This window comes from Stutzerimonas tianxiuensis (genome assembly GCF_053470365.1).
Map to the genome: position 1 here is coordinate 58,337 of NZ_JBPVWS010000013.1, position 18,520 is coordinate 76,856.

An 18,520-nucleotide genomic window follows, 5' to 3' on the forward strand; every position below is an offset into this window, starting at 1 on the left:
CGTTTCGGGTTCGTCGGGACGTTCCGGTTCCGTCGGCGGGCGGGTGTTACCCTAACGGCGCATTCCAGTCCGTGTTGTAACGGGCTGGCGTCCCGCAGATGAAGGAAGTAGATATGAAGAAGATCAGTAACCTGACCGCACTCGCCGCCACCCTTGCGCTGCTGGTCGGCTGTACCAACAATCCCTATACCGGTGAGCGAGAAGCTGGCAAGGCAGGTATTTATGGCGGTATTGGTGCGGTCAGCGGCGCAGTGATCGGTGCGGCCACCTCCAGCAAAAAGGATCGCGCCAAAGGCGCCTTGATCGGAGCCACAGTCGGCGGTGCTGCGGGCGGCGGCTATGGTTATTACGTTGATACTCAGGAAGCCAAGCTGCGCCAGACGCTGCAGGGCTCTGGCGTACAGGTCCAGCGTCAAGGCGATAACCTGACACTGATCATGCCGGGCAACATAACCTTCGCAAGCAACTCGGCCGACATTTCCAGCAGCTTCTACCCAACGCTCAATTCGCTGGTTCAGGTGTTCAAAGAATTCAACAAGAACGGTATCGACATCACCGGCCATACCGACAGCACCGGCTCGCAGCAACTCAACCAGGACCTTTCCAATCGTCGCGCCCGTAGCGTTGCGGCTTACCTAGAAGGCAATGGCGTGCCAGCGTCGCGTATCTCGTCCTATGGCGCGGGCTCGAGCCAGCCGATCGCCAGCAATGACACCGCTTCTGGTCGCGCGCAGAACCGCCGTGTGGAAATCAATCTGAGACCGCTCTAAGCGGCCCGGCACAGGCAAGGTCGTCGCGGCTTTGCTTGTGCCATTTTGGTGGCGTCAGCTTTATAGCTTTTTATCGCTTCAATTGAACCTCTGAGCGATCCACGACTCTGAAGCTCGTGACAGCGAGCCATGTAGTGGCACTGAGGAGGTCGAATGGATGATCGTTCCGCTCTCCATTCTCGTAAGCCTTGGCTGCCATTGGTAGTGACGCTGGCCCTGATGGCGGGGCTCGGAGGATGGGTCGGCTGGCAATGGCATGTTCAGGAAATGCGCGTGCGCGCTGAGCAGGCCCAGCGATTCAACCTGGCGGTCAATGACGTCGAAAGCACTCTGCGTGAGCGTATGCGCGCGTACGAGATGGTCCTGCGCGGACTGGCAGGGCTTTTTGTCGGCAGTGATGAGGTCAGTCTGCAGGATTGGAATCGAGCTTCCGATCAGCTTCAGCTTCAGGATTTCTACCCCGGTATCCAGGCCATTGCGCTCGCTCGCTATGCGCGCGCGGACAACCTCGATTCGACCCTTGCTGAAATTCGCGAGAGCGGTCGCGGTGATTTCCGCATGTATCCCCGAGGTGAACGCGGCGATTACCTGATAGTCGATTTCATCCATCCGCTCGACTGGCGTAATCGGCGAGTGTTGGGTTTTGACATGCTGAGTGAAGAGACGCGCAGGGAAGCCGTTATGGCGGCGCGCAATATCGGCACCCCTATGCTCACTGGGCCGGTGCGACTCAAGCAAGAGACAGAGCAAAATGCCCAGGTAGGGATTTTGTTGTATCTGCCGCTTTACCGCGCCCGGGCGCCAATCACGACCTTGGAGGAACGGCAGGAATCGTTTGCCGGAACGCTTCACGGCGCTTTTCGGCTGACCGATCTGATGGAAGGGGTATTGGGCTCGCGCAGCAAGCTGTTTCAATTGCAGCTCTTCGACGCCGCTGCCCCGAACGAGCCGCTGCTGGTCGGGCGCGCTCCGGTGAGTAAAGATGCAAGCTTCCATCGCGTCCGCAATATCTACATGTACGGCCGCAGCTGGCAGTTGGAAGTCGCCAGCACACCGGAATACGAAGCCATCCTCAATCGGGTTGGGCGGGCGTTCAATCTTGCGGCGGCGCTGACCGCAGCTGCTTTGTTTTCTCTCTTGATTGGCGGCTACCTGTATTTGCGCGAACGAACCCTGCGCAGCAGCCAGGCGCTCGGCGCCCAGCTTCAGGAGCGTGAGGCGTGGTTTCGTCAACTGATCGAACAGCTGCCGGTAGCCACTGTGTTGTGTAGCGATGAAGGACGCATAGAGCTGGCCAACCAGAGCGCCGCTGCGCTGCTGGGCAGCAGTGCGGGATTGCTCGCCGGTGAGCGCCTCAGTCACTACATTCCTTCAGCTTTCCAGAAGGCCGCGGACGGGAATCTGCTGGACGCCAATCAGCAAGAGAGCCAAGCCCTGCGGGAAGATGGCACTCCCGTACCTGTTTCGCTCAGTCTGACCAGTTTCAAGCGCGACAAGACCGTTCACCACCTGCTCAATCTGGTGGACTTGCAGCAGCGCAAGCGTGACGAAGAGCGCTTCCGTAATGTGGTCGAAGCCTCGCCGAATGCTTTTCTGCTGTTCGATCAAGAAGGGCAGATCGTAATGGTCAACCGTCAGACCGAGCTGCTGTTCGGCTACAGCCGTCAAGAGCTGTTGGGTCAGCCGGTTGAAATGCTGATCCCCGAGTCGATGCGCAAGATCTATATCGAGGTGCGTCACCGGTTTGGCCAGACGCTCGAATCACGTCGCCTGGGTGAGAATCGCGAACTGTTCGGCCGCCACAGGGATGGCCATTTATTGCCCGTGGAAGTCGGCCTGTCGCCACTGCGCAGCGGAGAAGAGCAACTGGTGCAGGCGGTGGTGATCGATATCGCTCACCGCAAAGCCGCGGAGCGGCGTCTACGGGATCAAGCCAATGAGTTGATGACCGCCAACCGGTACAAATCCGAGTTCCTCGCCAACATGTCGCACGAGCTGCGCACACCGCTCAACAGTATTCTCATCCTGAGCGATCAATTGAGACAGAACGCGGCGAGCAACCTGACCGAGAAGCAGGTTCGCCACGCCGATATCATGCATCGGGCCGGTCATGATCTGCTGCAACTGATCAATGACGTGCTTGACCTGGCCAAGATCGAAGCTGGCCACATGCAGATCAAGTCGGAACCGCTCGACATCGGCGAGTTGCTGGCGGAGCTTATGGCTGCACTGCAACCGATGGCCGATCAGAACGGACTATCCCTTACGAGCCGGATCGACCCTGAGGTTCCGCCGTCGCTCGTCAGCGACCGTGCACGGCTCCAGCAAATCTTGCGCAACCTGGTGACCAACGCCTTGAAGTTCACCGAGCAGGGCTCCGTTGATATTCACGTGAGCAGCCGGCCGGCCGAGAGTCCTGGCGACGAAGACATGCTTCAGATCTGCGTGACTGACACCGGTATCGGCATCGCCGAGGACCAACACGAACGGATCTTTCAGGCGTTTCAGCAAATCGACGGCTCAATCAGCCGCCAATACGGCGGCACGGGGTTAGGGCTCGCTATCGCGCGGCAGCTCGCCGAGGTGCTGGGTGGCGGGATCCGTCTTACAAGCTCGCCGGGGCAGGGCTCCAGTTTCACCGTCGAGTTGCCCTTGAAAGCGTCTGCGACAGCAGAGATTCGGACGCTGCGGCCCATGCAGCGCCGTGGTCAGGGTGGTGGTCTGCTGATTGTCGAGGACGATGCCGATTTCGCCTCGGTAGTGGCCGAGGTGGCACAGTCCCACGGTTTTTCCAGTGTCATATGTGGTACTGGGCAAGAGGGGCTGGATGCACTGGCTCACGACAGCTTCGCGGCGGTGATCCTGGATGTTCTGCTTCCTGATGTCAGCGGCTGGCAGATACATCGGGCGTTGCGAGCCGACCCCAAGCATCAGGACACGCCGGTATATATCATTTCTTGCGTGCCGCAGCCGCAGGGCTGGTCGGATGACGGTTCACGCTACTTGCTCAAGCCCGTGGCCCAGTCGGAGCTGGAGCGCCTGTTTGTCGATCTGTCGCGGCAGGAAGGCAATTCGACTCGGTTGTTGCTGCTAGAAACTGATCCGGAGCGGCGCCGTCAACTGCGTGAATATTTCGAGCGGCTCGGTTACCGGGTCAGCGAATGCCAACGCAGTGAAGAGGCCCGGCTGGCCTATGCAGAGCACCGATATGCAGCGCTGATCATCGACTTCGATCTCTCCGGCGAAAGCGGGCTGGAGCTGCTCGATGCGCTTGACCGCCTGCGCTCGCTCAAAGACGTCCGGGTGATCCTGACCAGTCAAGATACGTTATCGGAAAAGAATCTGCAGCGGCTTAAGCGTTATTCGGCGGTTGCGTTGTCAAAAACAGAAGGAATTGAGCATATGGAAGATGCACTTAAGCCCGGCGGGGTTGATGCTGCTGCATGGGGAATAGGCGAACTGGAACATCCCCTGCTAGGGCAGCGGGTGCTGTTGGTGGATTCGGACGTGCGGGCGATCTATGCCGTCAGTGCGTTGCTCGACGAGCAGGGGCTGCAGGTGGTGCCCGTCACAAGCTGTGCCGAGGCGCTGGAACGCTTCGATCAAGATGCGTTCGATCTTGCGTTGGTGGATCTGGCGATGCCGGATAACGGCGGCCCCGCACTGATACATCAGCTCAGAAACGACTATGGTTGTCAGGTGCCGATTGTGGCAATGGCAGCCGGCTCTGATACGGCTGTGACAGAGCAGAGGCTTCCGGCCGGTGCCGACGACATCCTGTTCAAACCGGTCGACAGCGCCCGGCTGGTCGAACTGCTGCGGCGTCTGGAGCGTACTGATGGCCCCCATGCAAGTCCGTAAGGAGAAGTGTGTGACGCATCGATCAAGCCGAGCTGGCGTCCCTGTCGGCGCAGGTAGCGGAAGCCGCATTACGTTGTACTGGGAGCTTGGCTGATGGCGTGGTCGCAACCCCAATCTCAGCCTCGGACCCGTACATTGTTGGTCGTCGATGATCGCGAAGCGAACCTGGTGGCCATGGAGGCCTTGCTCGGCGACGGTGACTGGCAGGTCCATACGGTTAATTCTGGCGAGGCCGCACTTCAGGCTCTGCTTGACCTGGATGTCGAGCTGGTGCTGCTGGATGTGCAGATGCCGGGCATGGATGGGTTCGAAGTGGCGCGCCTGATGCGCGGCAGTCCGCACTCGCGCTACACGCCGATCATCTTTGTCTCGGCCATCGCGCACACCCGTGAGTCGGTATTGCGAGGTTACGCCACGGGTGCGGTTGATTTCATTCTCAAGCCGTTCGATCCGCAGGTGCTCAAGCACAAGATCAATACGCTGCTCAGTCATGAGCACAATCGGCGTGACTTGCAGGTCCTCAGCCAGCAGCTCGACAGTGCCCGCGCGTTCAACGCGTCGGTGCTGAGCAATGCCGCCGAAGGAATTCTGGTGGTGGGTGAAGACGGTTTCATCAACTTCGCCAACCCGGCGATTGCCAAGATGCTGCACACCAGTGTCGACGATCTGCAAGGCACCGCATTGATCAAGCATCTGGCCTCGCCGCAGATGCCTCAGTCCTGGCGCGACACCGATTTCTACCAGCATTGGCGTAGCGGCAGCACCTATCGTCTTCATGAAGCGCAGCTGTTCACCGCTAACGGCGACACGCTGCCCGTGGCCTTGTCGTCATCGCCACTGCCTCGTCAGCAGCGCTCCATGGTTGTCATCGCCCTGGATATGTCCGTGGTGCGCAGTCTCCACGTGCAGCTGGAAACCCAGGCGGTAACCGACTCGCTGACTGGCCTGCTCAACAGACGTGGCTTTCATCAGGCACTGGATTCGGCGCTGGCGAGGGTCGACCGGAACGGCAAACGCATGGCCATCCTCTATATCGATCTCGATGGCTTCAAGCGCATCAACGATTCGCTGGGCCACGATGCCGGTGATGAGATCCTCTGTCGCGTGGCGCGCGTGCTCGAGGCTTGCATGCGACCCTACGACATCATTGCGCGGATGGGCGGAGACGAATTCACCGCGCTGCTGGACTCGCTGGACCACCCGGAAGATGCCGCCAAGGTCGCCGAGAAGCTCATCGAGCTGATTTCGGTTCGACATACCATCGAAGGGACCGACGTGACGCTCGGCGCCAGTATTGGCATCGCGCATTTCCCGGATTGCGGCCAGAGCGTCGAGGAGCTGCTTCGCTCGGCAGATATGGCCATGTACGAGGCCAAGCGCAACGGTCGGCAGCAATATCGCTTCTTCTCCGGTGAGATGAACGGGCGGGCCCATGCGCGCCTGATGATGGAAGAGAATTTGCGCAGCACCATAGAGCGCAATGGTTTCGCCTTGGCTTACCAGCCGCAGGTCGTGCTCGAGACAGGCGAATTGCGAGGCTTCGAGGCATTGCTGCGCTGGAATTACGCGGGGCGCGGTGCGGTCGAGCCGAGTGTGTTCATCCCCTTGCTGGAAGAGACCCGGCTGATTGATCGGGTCGGCGAGTGGGCGCTGCGTGAGGGGCTGGCTCAGTGCCGCGACTGGCGTGAGCGATTTGGCGACAAGCTGGTGCTGAGCTTCAACGTGAGCCCGGTGCAGTTCGGCCGGGCCGGATTGATCGACGAGTTGCGCCGGCTGCTCGATGAGTATCAGCTAGATCCTCGGCAGTTGGAGCTGGAGGTCACCGAAGGCGCACTGATGCAGGATCTGGAGCAGAGCTGCGACAAGCTTCGGCAGTTGCGCGAGCTAGGTGTGAGGGTGGCGGTGGATGACTTCGGCACCGGTTACTCATCGCTTGCCTACCTGCGCCATTTCGATCTGGATACGCTGAAGATCGACCGCCTGTTTATTGCCAATATGCTTGATTCGCCACGCGATGCCGCGGTGGTCAGCACCATTATCGATCTGGGCCGAAATCTGGGCCTGGAGGTGATTGCCGAAGGCGTTGAAACCCTGGCTCAGCGTGAGTGGCTGATCGCCCACGACTGCCAGGTGATGCAGGGTTTTCTGGTCGCGCCAGGACTGGCCGTAGAGGACGCGTTGGAATTTCCGAGGTCAATCGACTGGCTACAGCTGGAACATCGACAGGCCGACTAGTGTCGGCCGATCGGGTTAGCCTGAAGCGCCATCGCGAGGCGGGTATTGCCGGTGTAGCTTTTCGAGTTCGGCATCTTTGTCGCTCCAGAGCTCATTGACCCACTCCTGAAAGCTCAGCCGGTAAGCCTCGTCCTGATCGTAACTGCGGTGCAGGAACTCGGCAGGGATCGGCTGCGCGCCAATGCGCATGACGACTTGATCTATCCGACCGCAGAGCAGGTCCCAGAAGCTGGGATTGCCGCCCGGGTAGTGGATGGTCACGTTGACTAGCGAGGTCAATTGCTCGCCCATCGCATCAATCACGAAGGCTATGCCGCCGGCCCTGGGTTTTAGCAGGTAACGGTAGGGCGATGCCTGCTCAGTGTGCTTGTCTTCGGTGAAGCGTGTGCCTTCAAGGAAGTTGAACACCGACACCGGGTTGGTCCGGTAGCGCTCGCAGGCTTTGCGGGTGGTCGCCAGGTCCTCGCCGCGCTTTTCCGGGTACTTTGTCAGATACTCCTTGCTGAAGCGTTTCATGAAGGGAAACTCCAGCGCCCACCAGCACAGACCGATAACCGGCACCCAGATCAGCTCCTGCTTGAGGAAGAACTTCAGGATCGGCATTCGCCGGTTCAGTTGGTATTGCAGCATCAGGATGTCAGCCCAGCTCTGGTGATTGCTGGTAACCAGATAAGAGTGCTGCAGGTCGACCTTGTCGAGCCCCTGTACGTCCCACTCGGTGCGGCGCACCTGGTCCATCCAGAAGCTGTTGACCGCCATCCAGGACTCGGCGATCCAGTGCATGCCAAAGCGCAATGCTCGCTGGATACGTGGGATGGGCAATGCCAGCTTGAGCAGTGATAGCGCAAAGAGCGGCCAGCACCAGAAGAGGGTATTCAATGCCAGTGTCAGGCCGGCCAGGACGCCCCGGAGCGGGGCAGGAAGGACGCTCAGCATCGATTGGGTCTTATGTCCGTCAATAAAGGCGGCAAGAGTACCGATTGCGGGCTGAACTGCAAGGCCCAAAAGTAGTGCTGGAAATTGCGAAGCGCCCGACCAGCTGGCCGGGCGCGAGGTGCCATCAGGCCTTTTGGTTATCGGCCTGCAAAGCGGTCAGCGCGATGGTGAACACGATGTCGTCTACCAGAGCACCGCGGGACAGGTCATTGACCGGCTTGCGCAGGCCCTGCAGCATCGGGCCGACGCTGATCACGTTGGCACTGCGTTGAACCGCCTTGTAGGTCGTATTACCCGTGTTGAGGTCAGGGAAGATAAACACCGTAGCCTGACCGGCGACCAGGCTGTTGGGCGCCTTTTGCTTGCCGACACTGGCGACCGACGCAGCGTCGTACTGCAGCGGACCGTCGATTGGCAGGCTGGGGGCGCGCTCCTGGGCGATGCGAGTGGCTTCAGCAACCTTTTCCACCTCGGCGCCGCTGCCGGACGTGCCGGTGGAATAACTGATCATCGCCACGCGTGGGTTTACGCCCAAGGCGACTGCAGATTCGGCGCTCTGCAGGGCGATCTCCGCCAGCTCGGTGGCGTTCGGGTTCGGATTCACCGCGCAGTCACCGTAGACCAGTACCTGATCCGGCAGCAGCATGAAGAACACCGAAGAAACCAGGCTGTAGCCAGGTGCAGTCTTGATCAGCTGCAATGCCGGGCGGATGGTATTGGCAGTGGTGTGCACGGCACCGGAAACCAGGCCGTCCACTTCGTCGAGCGCCAGCATCATGGTGCCAAGTACCACGGTGTCTTTGAGCTGCTCACGCGCATCGTCCGGAGTCAGGCCCTTGGCCTTGCGCATTTCGCACATCGGCTCGACGTACTGGTTGATGATCAGTTCAGGGTCGAGAATTTCCAGGCTTGCCGGCAGCTGGATGCCTTGCTCGCGCGCAACGGCTTGGACTTCTTCCGGCTTGGCCAGCAGCACGCAGCGCGCTATGCCACGTTCCTGACAGATGGCTGCGGCGCGAATGGTGCGCGGCTCGTTGCCTTCCGGCAGAACGATGCGCTTGTTTGCCTGCTGGGCGCGCTTGACCAGCTGGTAGCGAAATGCCGGAGGCGACAGTCGCAACTCGCTGCGCGGCACGCTGAGGCGGGTATGCAAGAGTTCGGGTTGCAGGTGCTGCGCGATGAAGTCGGTAACCTGGCTGGCACGCTCGATGTCGTCCGCTGGCGTCTCCTTGTTCAGCCCGAAGAGGTTGGTTGCCGTATCGTAGGAACCTGTCTGCACGGTCATCACCGGCAAGCCGCCATCGAGTGCCGCTTTGCACAGCTCGAGAATGCGCGGGTCCGGGGCAAAATCGCTGCAGAGCAACAGACCTGCGAGTTTGACGCCGTTGAGCGAAGCCAGGCTCGCGGCCAGAATGATGTCGTCGCGGTCGCCTGGGGTGACCACCAGAACGCCTGGTTGCAGGAGCTGCACCGTATTGGGGACGGCGCGGGCGCAGAGCACGATCTTGTCGACGCGACGCTGCTCCGCTTCACCGGCATGGAGCACCTTGGCGTCGAGCAGTTCGGCGATGTCGCGGGTCCGCAAAGCGTTGAGTTTGTCGGCGAAAGGAATTGCGCCAAGCAGCTGGAAATCTGCAGTGCCCAGCAGGGGCAGCTGCGCCTTGAGGCCGTCGATGAAGGCGGGCGCGCCGTCGTCACCTTTGACCTTGTTGAGAATCACGCCCAGCACTTTCGGGTCCTTGGCGCCACCGAACAGTTGGGCCTGGATCTCGATGCGCTCGGCCAGACGCTTGAGCGTGTCACTGCCTTGCGCCGCGATCAGAATGACATCCGCGTCCAGGCTTTTCGCCAGATGCGTGTTGATCCTTGACGTGTGGTTGAACTCACGCGTCGGCACCATGCCTTCGACAATGACCACATCCTTGCCCGCGGCAACCTCCTGATAGCGGCTGACCACGTCCTCGAGCAGCAGGTCGAGTTCGCCATCGGCCAGCTGACGCTCGACCTGCTCCAATGGCAGCGGCTCGGGCGACAGGATGTTCAGAGTGCGTTCTACCAGAACGCAAGAGCGTTCACGGCCTTGATCGTGGGGGAAGGGCTGGGCGATGGGCTTGAAGAAGCCAACCTTCAACCCGGCGCGCTGGAGTGCGCTGATCAGGCCGAGGCTGATGGAGTTGAGGCCGCCGCCAAAACCGCAGGGGGCGAGGAATAAGGTATGCATGATGATCTCCTATCGGGCGAAGGGCGATGCCAAGTAGACGAAACCCGACGCCGTTTGCGGTCGTCGGGTTCGTTCAGTGCGTCTAACCGTCGGCGCGCTATCAGGCGTCGAGCAGCGCCAGTGTGTCCAGCGCGATTTGACGTTCTTCGTTAGTCGGTACCACCAGCACGCGGGGGCTGCCTGCCGCCTGGATTTCCCCGCCGACACCGCGCGTGCAGCGTGCGTTGGCTTCTTCGTCCAGCTTGAAGTTGAACAGTTTCAGGTGTTCGAGGGTGCGGGTGCGCACGGCCGTCGAGTTCTCACCGATGCCGCCGGTGAAAATCAGTCCGTCGAGTTTTGGCAGCGCGCACGCCATGCTTGCCAGGGACTTGGCCAGGCGGTAGCAGAAGACTTCGAACGCCAGGGTGGCGCCGGGATGCCCAGCAACCCGGGCTTCCTGCAGCGTGCGCAGGTCATTGGACAGTCCGGACAGACCTTTCAGGCCGCTGTCGTGATTGAGCATGCGATCGATCTGCTCCAGGCTCCAGCCCAGGGTGCGGTTCAGGTAGCTGTGCAGGTTGGGGTCGACATCACCGCTACGGGTGCCCATTACCAGACCTTCCAGCGGGGTCAGGCCCATGCTGGTGTCGCGGCTCTCGCCATTGACGATGGCGCAGGTCGAGCACCCGTTGCCCAGGTGAGCCGTCAGCCAGCAGCTGTCATCGACCGGAAGTCCGGTCATCTCGGCGGCACGCTTGCTGACGTAGTTGTGGCTGGTGCCGTGGAAACCGTAGCGGCGGACGCTGTGTTCCTTGTAAAGGAATTCCGGCACGGCGTAGCGGAACGCATGCTCCGGCATGGTCTGGTGGAAAGCGGTGTCGAACACGCTGACCTGCGGCAGGCCCGGGAACAGGGCCATGGCTGCATCAATTCCGACCAAGTTGGCTGGGTTGTGCAGTGGCGCCAGCTGCGCGCTGTCGCGAATTGCCTTGAGCACCGGCTCGTCGATCAGGCTGGAACCGGTGAAGTGTTCGCCACCATGCACCACACGATGGCCGATCCCGTCCAGCTTGCCGCCTGCGGCCTCTTGAGCCACCGGCAGGAGCTTCTCGAGCGCGGCACGGTGATCAGCACCCGGAATGTTCAGGCTCTGCTTGGTGTCTCCCAGCTGCCAGTGCACGACGGCTTCCGGGGTGCCGAGACGTTCGGCCAGGCCCTGCAGGGGGAAAGTCGCTTGGGCTTCGTTGACCAGCGCGAATTTGATCGACGAGCTGCCGCAGTTAATCACCAGGATGTTTCGAGCTGACATCGGTGCTCCTTGGATGCGAAATTAATTGTTGAAATAGGTCGCCTACATTTACAGGCGTGAATTCTTGCACACCTGATGGGGCAGCGATGCTCTCCAAAGGTTGTATTTGGTAGCGTCCTACGCATGACTTCAGGCTGTTTTTGCTTGCTGCCGATGGTCCCCTAAATCGTGCGGCGGTTCGCAATCAATGCAGGTCGCGGTTAGACTTTGCCTTACATCCCTCAACAAAGGTTTCGCCTCATGCAGATTGCCGCTAACAAGGCTGTGTCAATCGACTACACACTCACCAACGATGCGGGTGAAGTGATCGACAGCTCGGCCGGCGGCGCGCCGCTGGTCTATTTGCACGGTTCGGGCAACATCATTGCCGGTTTGGAAAAAGCCCTGGAGGGCAAGCAGGGTGGTGACGAGGTGAAGGTCTCCATCGAGCCGCAGGATGCCTATGGCGAGTACAGCCCGGAGCTGGTCGCTACGCTTAATCGTGCGATGTTCGAAGGCGTCGATGAACTGGAAGTGGGCATGCAGTTCCATGCGTCCGGCCCGGACGGCGGCATGCAGATCGTCACCATTCGTGATGTCGAAGGCGACGATGTGATCGTCGACGGTAACCACCCTCTGGCCGGTCAGCGCCTCAACTTTGAAGTGAAGATTGTTGATGTACGTGAAGCCAGCGACGAAGAAATCGCTCATGGCCATGTGCATGGTGAAGGTGGTCACCAACACTGATTGGCGCCCGTAGGCGGCTGGTCAGCGAAAGCCCGATTCGATCGGGCCATGGAAGCGCTTCGGTTCTGCCGGAGCGCTTTTTTAATCTGGAGTAGAGACACATGAGCGCGTTTCACGAGTTGGTTCTGCCCGGCCTTGCGGGCCAGGAACTTCCCCTGGCGCCGTTGAAATCCCAGGTGACACTGGTGGTCAATGTGGCTTCCGAGTGCGGTCTCACGCCTCAATATGCAGGTCTGCAAGCACTGCATGAACGTTATCAGGATCGGGGTTTCGGCGTGCTGGGCATTCCCTGCAACCAGTTCGCCGCTCAGGAGCCGGGCGGCGACGCGGACATCCTGAAATTCTGTGATGAGAACTACGGCATCACGTTTCCCATCAGCAGCAAGCTCGAGGTCAATGGCTCGCAGCGTCACCCGTTGTATCGCCTGCTGGCGGGCGAGGGCGCTGACTTCCCTGGCGACATCAACTGGAATTTCGAGAAGTTTCTGGTGGGCAAGGACGGACGCGTGCTAGCGCGCTTCTCGCCGCGCACGGCGCCGGATGATCCAGCGCTGATCCAGGCCATCGAAAGCGCGCTCGCCTGAGCGCGCCATCTCCGTTCAGGGTTGTTTGGCGTTCGCTGACCGCTCTTCTGAAAAAGCACCATCGCGACAGAACTGCACGGCAATAAGCGTCGTGGATGATGGTGTTCGTCCTAGACGACCGGTCATATGCTCGTCGTCATGAGCAACCAAGCCCGCAACGACAAGCGTGACCTGATCCTGGCCAAAGGGGCTCAGGTGATGACCCGTCGTGGCTATCACGGCACCGGCGTGTTGGAGATCGTCCAGGCAGCCGGCATCCCCAAAGGGTCCTTCTACCACTACTTCGCCAGCAAGGAAGATTTCGCCCTGCAGGCGCTTGAGCATCTTTATCAACCGCGGCTTGAGCGTTATCAGGCGGCGCTGCTAGATGCTCGGCAGAGCCCGCGGGTACGGGTTCTCGGGTACTACGCTGAGGTTGTGGCTCATTTTTCGCGGCAGGAATGTCCCGAGTATCACTGTTTCATCGGCAGTTTGAGCTTTGAGATGGCCGAGCTTTCGCAGCCCATCGGCCAGCAGGTCGAGGCGATCCTGATGCGTTCGGTCCAGCTGTTGGCGAGCTGCCTTGAGCAGGCGCGCGCAGCCGGTGAGGTCGATGCCGACACCGACTGCCTGGCGCTGGCTGAATTCATCGGCAATGCCTGGGAAGGCGCCTTGCTGCGTATGAAGGTGGGCCGCAGCGTAGCGCCATTGAGCATTTTTTTAACCCAGCTGGAGCGTCTGCTGACGCCCCGCTGATTTTTTTTGGCGATCGGCGAGACGACCGGTCGCTTTTGCTTCAAGCCAAAGGAGACAGCAATGACCGCAGCCGTGAACGCCCTGTTCCAACCCTTCCAACTCGGCAGCTTGCAACTGCCGACCCGTGTCGTGATGGCGCCGATGACCCGTTCTTTCTCGCCCAACGGCGTGCCAACCGCGGACGTCGTCGAGTACTACCGCCGTCGTGCCGCGTCGGGTGTAGGGCTGATCATCACCGAGGGCACCACGGTCGGGCACAAGGCCTCCAATGGCTATCCGCAGGTGCCGCGCTTCTACGGCGAAGCTCCGCTGGCCGGCTGGAAGGCCGTGGTCGATGCCGTACACGCCGAAGGCGGGAAGATCGTTCCGCAGCTATGGCACGTGGGCAATGTTCGCCACGTGGGAACCGAGCCGGAGCCGGAAGTGCCGGGTTATGGCCCGATGGAGAAGCTTAAGGATGGCCAGGTGGTTGTGCACGGCATGACCAAACAGGACATTCAGGACGTGATCGCGGCCTTTGCTCAGGCCGCCAAAGATGCCCAGACCATCGGCATGGATGGTGTCGAGATCCACGGTGCGCACGGCTATCTGGTTGATCAGTTCTTCTGGGAAGGAAGCAACCAGCGCACCGACGAATACGGTGGCAGTCTGGCCAATCGCTCGCGCTTCGCTATCGAGCTGATCGAGGCGGTACGTGCCGCGGTAGGTCCGGATTTTCCGATTATCTTCCGCTTTTCCCAATGGAAGCAGCAGGACTACACCGCGCGCCTGGTCACCACGCCCGAAGCGCTGGGCGAATTTCTCGAGCCGCTGTCTGCAGCAGGCGTGGACATCTTCCATTGCTCGACGCGCCGGTTCTGGGAGCCAGAGTTCGAAGGTTCAGAACTCAATCTCGCTGGCTGGACCCGTCAACTGACTGGAAAACCCACCATTACCGTCGGCAGCGTGGGGCTTGATGGCGAATTTCTGCAGTTCATGGTCAAGACTGACAAGGTGGCGCAGCCGGCCAACATTGAAGGCTTGCTGGAGCGCCTGAACAAGCAGGAGTTCGATCTGGTCGCAGTTGGGCGCGCGCTCATCTGCGATCCGGACTGGGCGTTGAAAGTGAAGGAAGGGCGTATGCAGGACATCCTGCCCTTTAGCCGTGAAGCGCTGAAGACGCTGGCCTGACAGGTCACCCGGCTTTATAGCTGCAAGAAGCCATCCTCGCGATGGCTTCTTTTTGCGCAGCGTTATTGCGAGGCGCCCGGGTAACCAGACTGCTTGAGCAGCTTGGCTAGGTGCACGGCGTTGCGCGCCAGCATGGCATTGGTCTTGCCAATTTTCTCGCCGGGGTCTTCAACATCCTTGTAATCCGTCGACCCCATTGCCGGCCCGACCCAGTAGGTGCAGCCGTTGGCCGGGATGGTGAAGCCTACGTCGTTCAGTCCTTGATAGAGGCTGGCGACCACATGATGGGCGCCGTCTTCATTGCCTACCACCGCGACGCAAGCGACCCGCCCGTAGGACACCATCCGCTGCTCGTCGTCCACTTCACCAATGAATGCGTCAAGGCGTTCCAGTACGCGCTGACAGACGCTGGCTGGATGGCCAAGCCAGATCGGCGTGCCAAGAATCAGGATGTCCGCTGCAAGCACCTTTTCCCTGATCATCGGCCAGTCGTCGCCTTCGCCTTCGTCTGACGTAACGCCCGGCTTGATATTGAAATCCACGGCACGGATCTGCTCGCAGCTGACGCCGAGCTTTTCAAGCTCGCGCTGAGCCTGGCTCAGCAACAGGCCACAGGACGATTCTGCGGGCGATGCCTTGAGGGTGCAGTTGATTGCGAGGGCGGTAAGCGCCATTGCGAGTCTCCCGGTATGAAGGTGTTCAGATCTAGACACCTCCACCTCTCGCAGTTCACGAATCGACGGTCGTGGGCATGGTCGACTTACCGCCTTCACGCACCCAGAACAGCGTTGCGGCTGCCACAGCTGCCGGCATGATCAGCAGATTGACGAAGGGAATCAGCAGCGCTGCGTAGGTTACCGCGCCGAGACTCAGGCTCTTCCAGCGGCGCTGGCGCAGCCAGACCATCATTTCGGCCCAGCTCAGCTTGTTGTTGTCCGCTGGATAGTCGATGTACTGCACCGCCATCATCCAGACGCCGAACAGCAGCCACAGTGGCGCCGCTACCAGATTGACCACTGGAATGAATGAGAGCACCAGCAGCGCCAGCGCCCGAGGTGCAAAATACGCCAGCTTGCGTGCCTCGCGTCCAAGGGTCCGCGGCAGCATCGCCAGCAGTTCGCTCCAGCTGAACGGCGGCGCACTGTCGACGCCGCGCGCCACGGTTTCCACCTTTTCGGCGAGAAAACCATTGAACGGCGCGGCAATGATGTTGGCGAGTATGGTGAAGGTGAAGAACACGATCAGTACCACCAGCACCACGAACAGAGGCCAGATGATGTACTCGAGGAACATCAGCCACTCGGGGAGGTTTGGCATGAAGGCGTCGACCCAACCGCCGAATTGGCGCATGGCCAGGTAGATCAGACCGCAGAACAGCAGCAGATTGACGGTCAGCGGCAGAATGACGAACAGCCTGAGTCCTGGGCTGAGAATCAGCTTCAAACCTTCACGCAGGTATTGGGGGCCGGATAGGGCAGCGAGGGGCATGGACGATACTCCGGAAAGGACGGTCCGGACCTTACCGATTTTGTTGGGACGGGAAAAGCGGCGTAGCAATCAATAGTTCAGCGCTATGGGGCCGATCCGCTTTAGGTAATGGCCAAGCGTTGCGCTTGGCCATTAGGCTAACCCCGAACTCTCCTTTGGTTTTTCAGGGCCGTCCGCTTCAAGCCTTCCCCAAGTGCCTGGCCGGCCCTTTTTTATTTCTCTTCGAAATTCACCGGCTTGCGCCTGAGCGGCTGCTGATCAAAACGTACGCCCGGAAGCCCGGTATCCATCAGCGCGCGAATGTTCTGGTGGTCAGTTCCACTGGGATTCTCCAGTACCGACTGATAGTGCTCCCCGAATGCCAGCAAGGCTTCTTCAGTGGTGAATCCTTCCAGCACGGCCAGCCCCAGCGTTTTGCAGGAACCCTCGTTCTGTCCGGCAGCGTTTTCAATACCGCCATTGAAGAAACGGGTTGGCTGGTAGTCGTACGCGCTGGTGATGAATGCCAACGTCTCGCTGAAAGGGTGGTTTCGGTTACGCAGGCTGGCGCGAAAGTCCCTGAGGCTGCTCATGTTTTCTGACCCTTGTCGAACGCCGCCTGTTGCTCTGGCGTCGCGTCCTTCTGATAGCGTTTCTTCCATTCCGCATAGGGCATGCCATAGACCTCTTCGCGCGCCTCGTCGAGGCTGACTTCGATGTCCAGGTCGTCGGCGGCGGCCTTGTACCACTTGGACAGGCAGTTGCGGCAGAAGCCGGCCAGGTTCATCAGGTCGATGTTTTGTGCATCCGGTCGGCTGCGCAGGTGCTGGACCAGGCGGCGAAAGGCAGCGGCTTCGAGTTCGGTGCGTTCTTGCTCATTCATTTTCAAAGGTCTCGGCGTTGCAGACGTGGGCGGGATCATAACCTCGACGCAGGTCCTGGGCCAGCGAGCGACGGGGAACTTTAGCGGCATGAACCGTCTCCGCTAAGCAGGATGGCCAGCCGGTCATCAACCTTTAAGGAGATTGGATGTGATTGGAAAAAAGCATTGGGTGATAGCCGAAGGTTACCTGCCGGCGCTGGGGCCCAAACCCGATGAGCCAGCACTGCGCAGCCACGAGACGGCATGCATTCTGAACGCTGGCCCGCTGGAGGCCGTGATTGAACTGACGCTGTACTTCGCTGACCGCGAGCCGGTCGGACCATATTCCATACGCGTCCCCGCGCGGCGAACCTTGCACCTGCGTTTCGATGATCTGCAGACGCCGGAGGCGGTGCCCGGTGAGACCGACTACGCCAGCGTGTTTATCTCCAACATACCGGTGGTCATTCAGCACACGCGGTTGGATGCGCGCAGCGGTGACCGGGCGCTGATGACAACCATGGCCTACGGCAGCGACTGACGCGGGCGGTCAGTCGCGATGAGCGGCAAGGGTAATCGATACCGACTCGGCGAAACGCAGAGCGTGCGGTTTGTCCACTTCGACCTCGGCGTAGCTCACTTGCGGATGCGCCATGACCAAGTCGACGATTTCCTGGGTAAGTCGCTCGAGCAGGGCGAAGCGGTTGTCCTCGACGTGCTGGATGATCGCCTTGGTAATGGTTCGGTAGTTCAGCGCATGGTCGATATCGTTGTCGCGCACGGCATCGGCTGCCGGATAAAGGATGGTCAGATTGATCAGGACGTCCTGCTTGTTAAGGATTTCCTCTTCCTTGATACCGATGAAGGTACGTAAGCGCAGGTCTTTGACGCGGATGCGCGCCATGGCGGGTTCCAATCGGGGCATGGGATTCCTTGGCCTATCAGATCAGGTGGCGGCCACCGTTCACGCTCAGCGTGGTGCCGGTGACATAGGGATTATCCAGCAGATAACGCAGGCTCTGGTAGACCACCTCGGCACCGGGCTCGATGCCCAGGGCGGACTTGGCAAGCGCCTTGCGCTGGTAGACCTCGTCGTCGCCTTCGTTGAACTGGATCAGCGCGGGGGCTATGCCGTTGACCTTGATCGCTGGCGCCAGTCGGGCTGCGAACGACAAGGTGAGGTTGTCCAGCCCGGCTTTGCTGGCCGCATAAGCGATGTGCTTTTTGCTGCCGACACGGGTGACATCGTCACCGATATGGATGATGTCTGCCGGACCACCATGCTGCAGCAGTTCGGTGCAGTGAAGGTTGATCAGGTAAGGCGCGAGCATGTGCACCTCGAACATGCGCTGGAAGGTCTCAGCTTCCTCCCCCGGTGTTTCGGGGAGCCAGTCCGACGCGTTGTGTACGATCGCGCGCAGGACGCTGGTGTGCTGCTTGAGAGCAGCGATAAACGCCAGTATGCCAGTAGCGGCGGAAAAGTCGGCATGCAAGGTCACGGCACCGCGTTCGCGAAGCCGAGCCAGGCTGGCGCGTGAGGTGCGGTAGCTCACGATTACCGGCTGGCCCTCATCAAGCAGGCGCTCTGCGCAATGCAGGCCGATGCGCTGGCTGGCACCGGTAATCAGTATCGGGGCCGTCGGCTGATTCATGCTGGGATACCAG

General features: G+C 60.3%; 17 protein-coding genes. 8 read left to right on the forward strand and 9 right to left on the reverse strand.

Annotation, left to right across the window (positions count from 1 at the left end; genetic code table 11):
* Positions 1–113 precede the first annotated feature (113 nt).
* From ACSSNI_RS16505 to ACSSNI_RS16515, 3 genes are all read left to right on the forward strand, one after another.
* Positions 114–770, forward strand: a complete 657-nt coding sequence (locus ACSSNI_RS16505; RefSeq protein WP_102835644.1) for a YiaD family glycine zipper/OmpA-like lipoprotein — start codon at positions 114–116, stop codon at positions 768–770.
* Positions 771–923: 153 nt separating this feature from the next.
* Positions 924–4,631, forward strand: a complete 3,708-nt coding sequence (locus ACSSNI_RS16510) for a CHASE domain-containing protein (RefSeq protein ID WP_200638575.1) — start codon at positions 924–926, stop codon at positions 4,629–4,631.
* Positions 4,632–4,724: 93 nt separating this feature from the next.
* Positions 4,725–6,866: a two-component system response regulator gene (locus ACSSNI_RS16515; RefSeq protein ID WP_102835646.1), complete on the forward strand. Its 2,142-nt coding sequence runs from the start codon at positions 4,725–4,727 to the stop codon at positions 6,864–6,866.
* 15 nt (positions 6,867–6,881) lie between these two features.
* On the opposite strand, the gene ACSSNI_RS16520 is transcribed toward ACSSNI_RS16515, so the two are convergent.
* The 3 genes from ACSSNI_RS16520 to ACSSNI_RS16530 form a co-directional block, all read right to left on the reverse strand.
* Entirely contained in the window at positions 6,882–7,802 is a 921-nt protein-coding gene (locus ACSSNI_RS16520; RefSeq protein WP_200638576.1) for an acyltransferase, read from the reverse strand.
* A 124-nt stretch (positions 7,803–7,926) separates the two neighbouring features.
* Positions 7,927–10,023, reverse strand: coding sequence for a phosphate acetyltransferase (gene pta, locus ACSSNI_RS16525; RefSeq protein WP_102835648.1), 2,097 nt, complete (start codon positions 10,021–10,023; stop codon positions 7,927–7,929).
* Between the two features lie 100 nt (positions 10,024–10,123).
* On the reverse strand, positions 10,124–11,311 hold the full coding sequence (locus ACSSNI_RS16530) for an acetate kinase (RefSeq protein WP_200638577.1): 1,188 nt from the start codon (positions 11,309–11,311) through the stop codon (positions 10,124–10,126).
* A 240-nt stretch (positions 11,312–11,551) separates the two neighbouring features.
* Between ACSSNI_RS16530 and ACSSNI_RS16535 the strand changes: the two genes are divergently transcribed.
* The 4 genes from ACSSNI_RS16535 (at position 11,552) to ACSSNI_RS16550 (ending at position 14,526) form a co-directional block, all read left to right on the forward strand.
* The gene (locus tag ACSSNI_RS16535) at positions 11,552–12,037 is read left to right on the forward strand and encodes an FKBP-type peptidyl-prolyl cis-trans isomerase (protein ID WP_102835650.1); all 486 of its coding nucleotides are present in this window, start codon (positions 11,552–11,554) and stop codon (positions 12,035–12,037) included.
* 101 nt (positions 12,038–12,138) lie between these two features.
* Positions 12,139–12,621 carry a glutathione peroxidase gene (locus ACSSNI_RS16540; protein WP_200638579.1) on the forward strand — a complete coding sequence of 161 codons (483 nt, stop codon included), beginning with the start codon at positions 12,139–12,141 and terminating at the stop codon, positions 12,619–12,621.
* A gap of 138 nt (positions 12,622–12,759) precedes the next feature.
* Positions 12,760–13,356 carry a TetR/AcrR family transcriptional regulator gene (locus ACSSNI_RS16545; RefSeq protein WP_200638581.1) on the forward strand — a complete coding sequence of 199 codons (597 nt, stop codon included), beginning with the start codon at positions 12,760–12,762 and terminating at the stop codon, positions 13,354–13,356.
* 60 nt (positions 13,357–13,416) lie between these two features.
* Complete coding sequence (locus ACSSNI_RS16550; protein WP_102835652.1) at positions 13,417–14,526, forward strand: NADH:flavin oxidoreductase; 1,110 nt, start codon at positions 13,417–13,419, stop codon at positions 14,524–14,526.
* Positions 14,527–14,588: 62 nt separating this feature from the next.
* On the opposite strand, the gene ACSSNI_RS16555 is transcribed toward ACSSNI_RS16550, so the two are convergent.
* From ACSSNI_RS16555 to ACSSNI_RS16570, 4 genes are all read right to left on the reverse strand, one after another.
* On the reverse strand, positions 14,589–15,200 hold the full coding sequence (locus ACSSNI_RS16555) for a flavodoxin family protein (protein ID WP_200638583.1): 612 nt from the start codon (positions 15,198–15,200) through the stop codon (positions 14,589–14,591).
* A 55-nt stretch (positions 15,201–15,255) separates the two neighbouring features.
* Positions 15,256–16,014, reverse strand: a complete 759-nt coding sequence (gene cysZ / locus ACSSNI_RS16560) for a sulfate transporter CysZ (RefSeq protein WP_200638585.1) — start codon at positions 16,012–16,014, stop codon at positions 15,256–15,258.
* A 212-nt stretch (positions 16,015–16,226) separates the two neighbouring features.
* A complete protein-coding gene (locus ACSSNI_RS16565) occupies positions 16,227–16,586 on the reverse strand; it encodes a HopJ type III effector protein (RefSeq protein ID WP_148926713.1) in 360 nt (119 codons plus the stop codon).
* Complete coding sequence (locus tag ACSSNI_RS16570; protein WP_102835656.1) at positions 16,583–16,876, reverse strand: DUF1244 domain-containing protein; 294 nt, start codon at positions 16,874–16,876, stop codon at positions 16,583–16,585. Before ACSSNI_RS16570 ends, ACSSNI_RS16565 begins: the two co-directional genes overlap by 4 nt.
* Before the next feature lie 148 nt (positions 16,877–17,024).
* On the opposite strand from ACSSNI_RS16570, the gene ACSSNI_RS16575 reads away from it, so the two are divergent.
* The gene (locus ACSSNI_RS16575) at positions 17,025–17,396 is read left to right on the forward strand and encodes a sensory rhodopsin transducer (RefSeq protein WP_200638587.1); all 372 of its coding nucleotides are present in this window, start codon (positions 17,025–17,027) and stop codon (positions 17,394–17,396) included.
* Between the two features lie 9 nt (positions 17,397–17,405).
* Here ACSSNI_RS16575 and folX read toward each other — a convergent pair whose 3' ends face one another.
* Positions 17,406–17,780, reverse strand: a complete 375-nt coding sequence (folX, locus tag ACSSNI_RS16580; protein WP_200638589.1) for a dihydroneopterin triphosphate 2'-epimerase — start codon at positions 17,778–17,780, stop codon at positions 17,406–17,408.
* A 16-nt stretch (positions 17,781–17,796) separates the two neighbouring features.
* A complete protein-coding gene (folM, locus tag ACSSNI_RS16585) occupies positions 17,797–18,507 on the reverse strand; it encodes a dihydromonapterin reductase (protein ID WP_200638590.1) in 711 nt (236 codons plus the stop codon).
* Between the last annotated feature and the right edge of the window lie 13 nt (positions 18,508–18,520).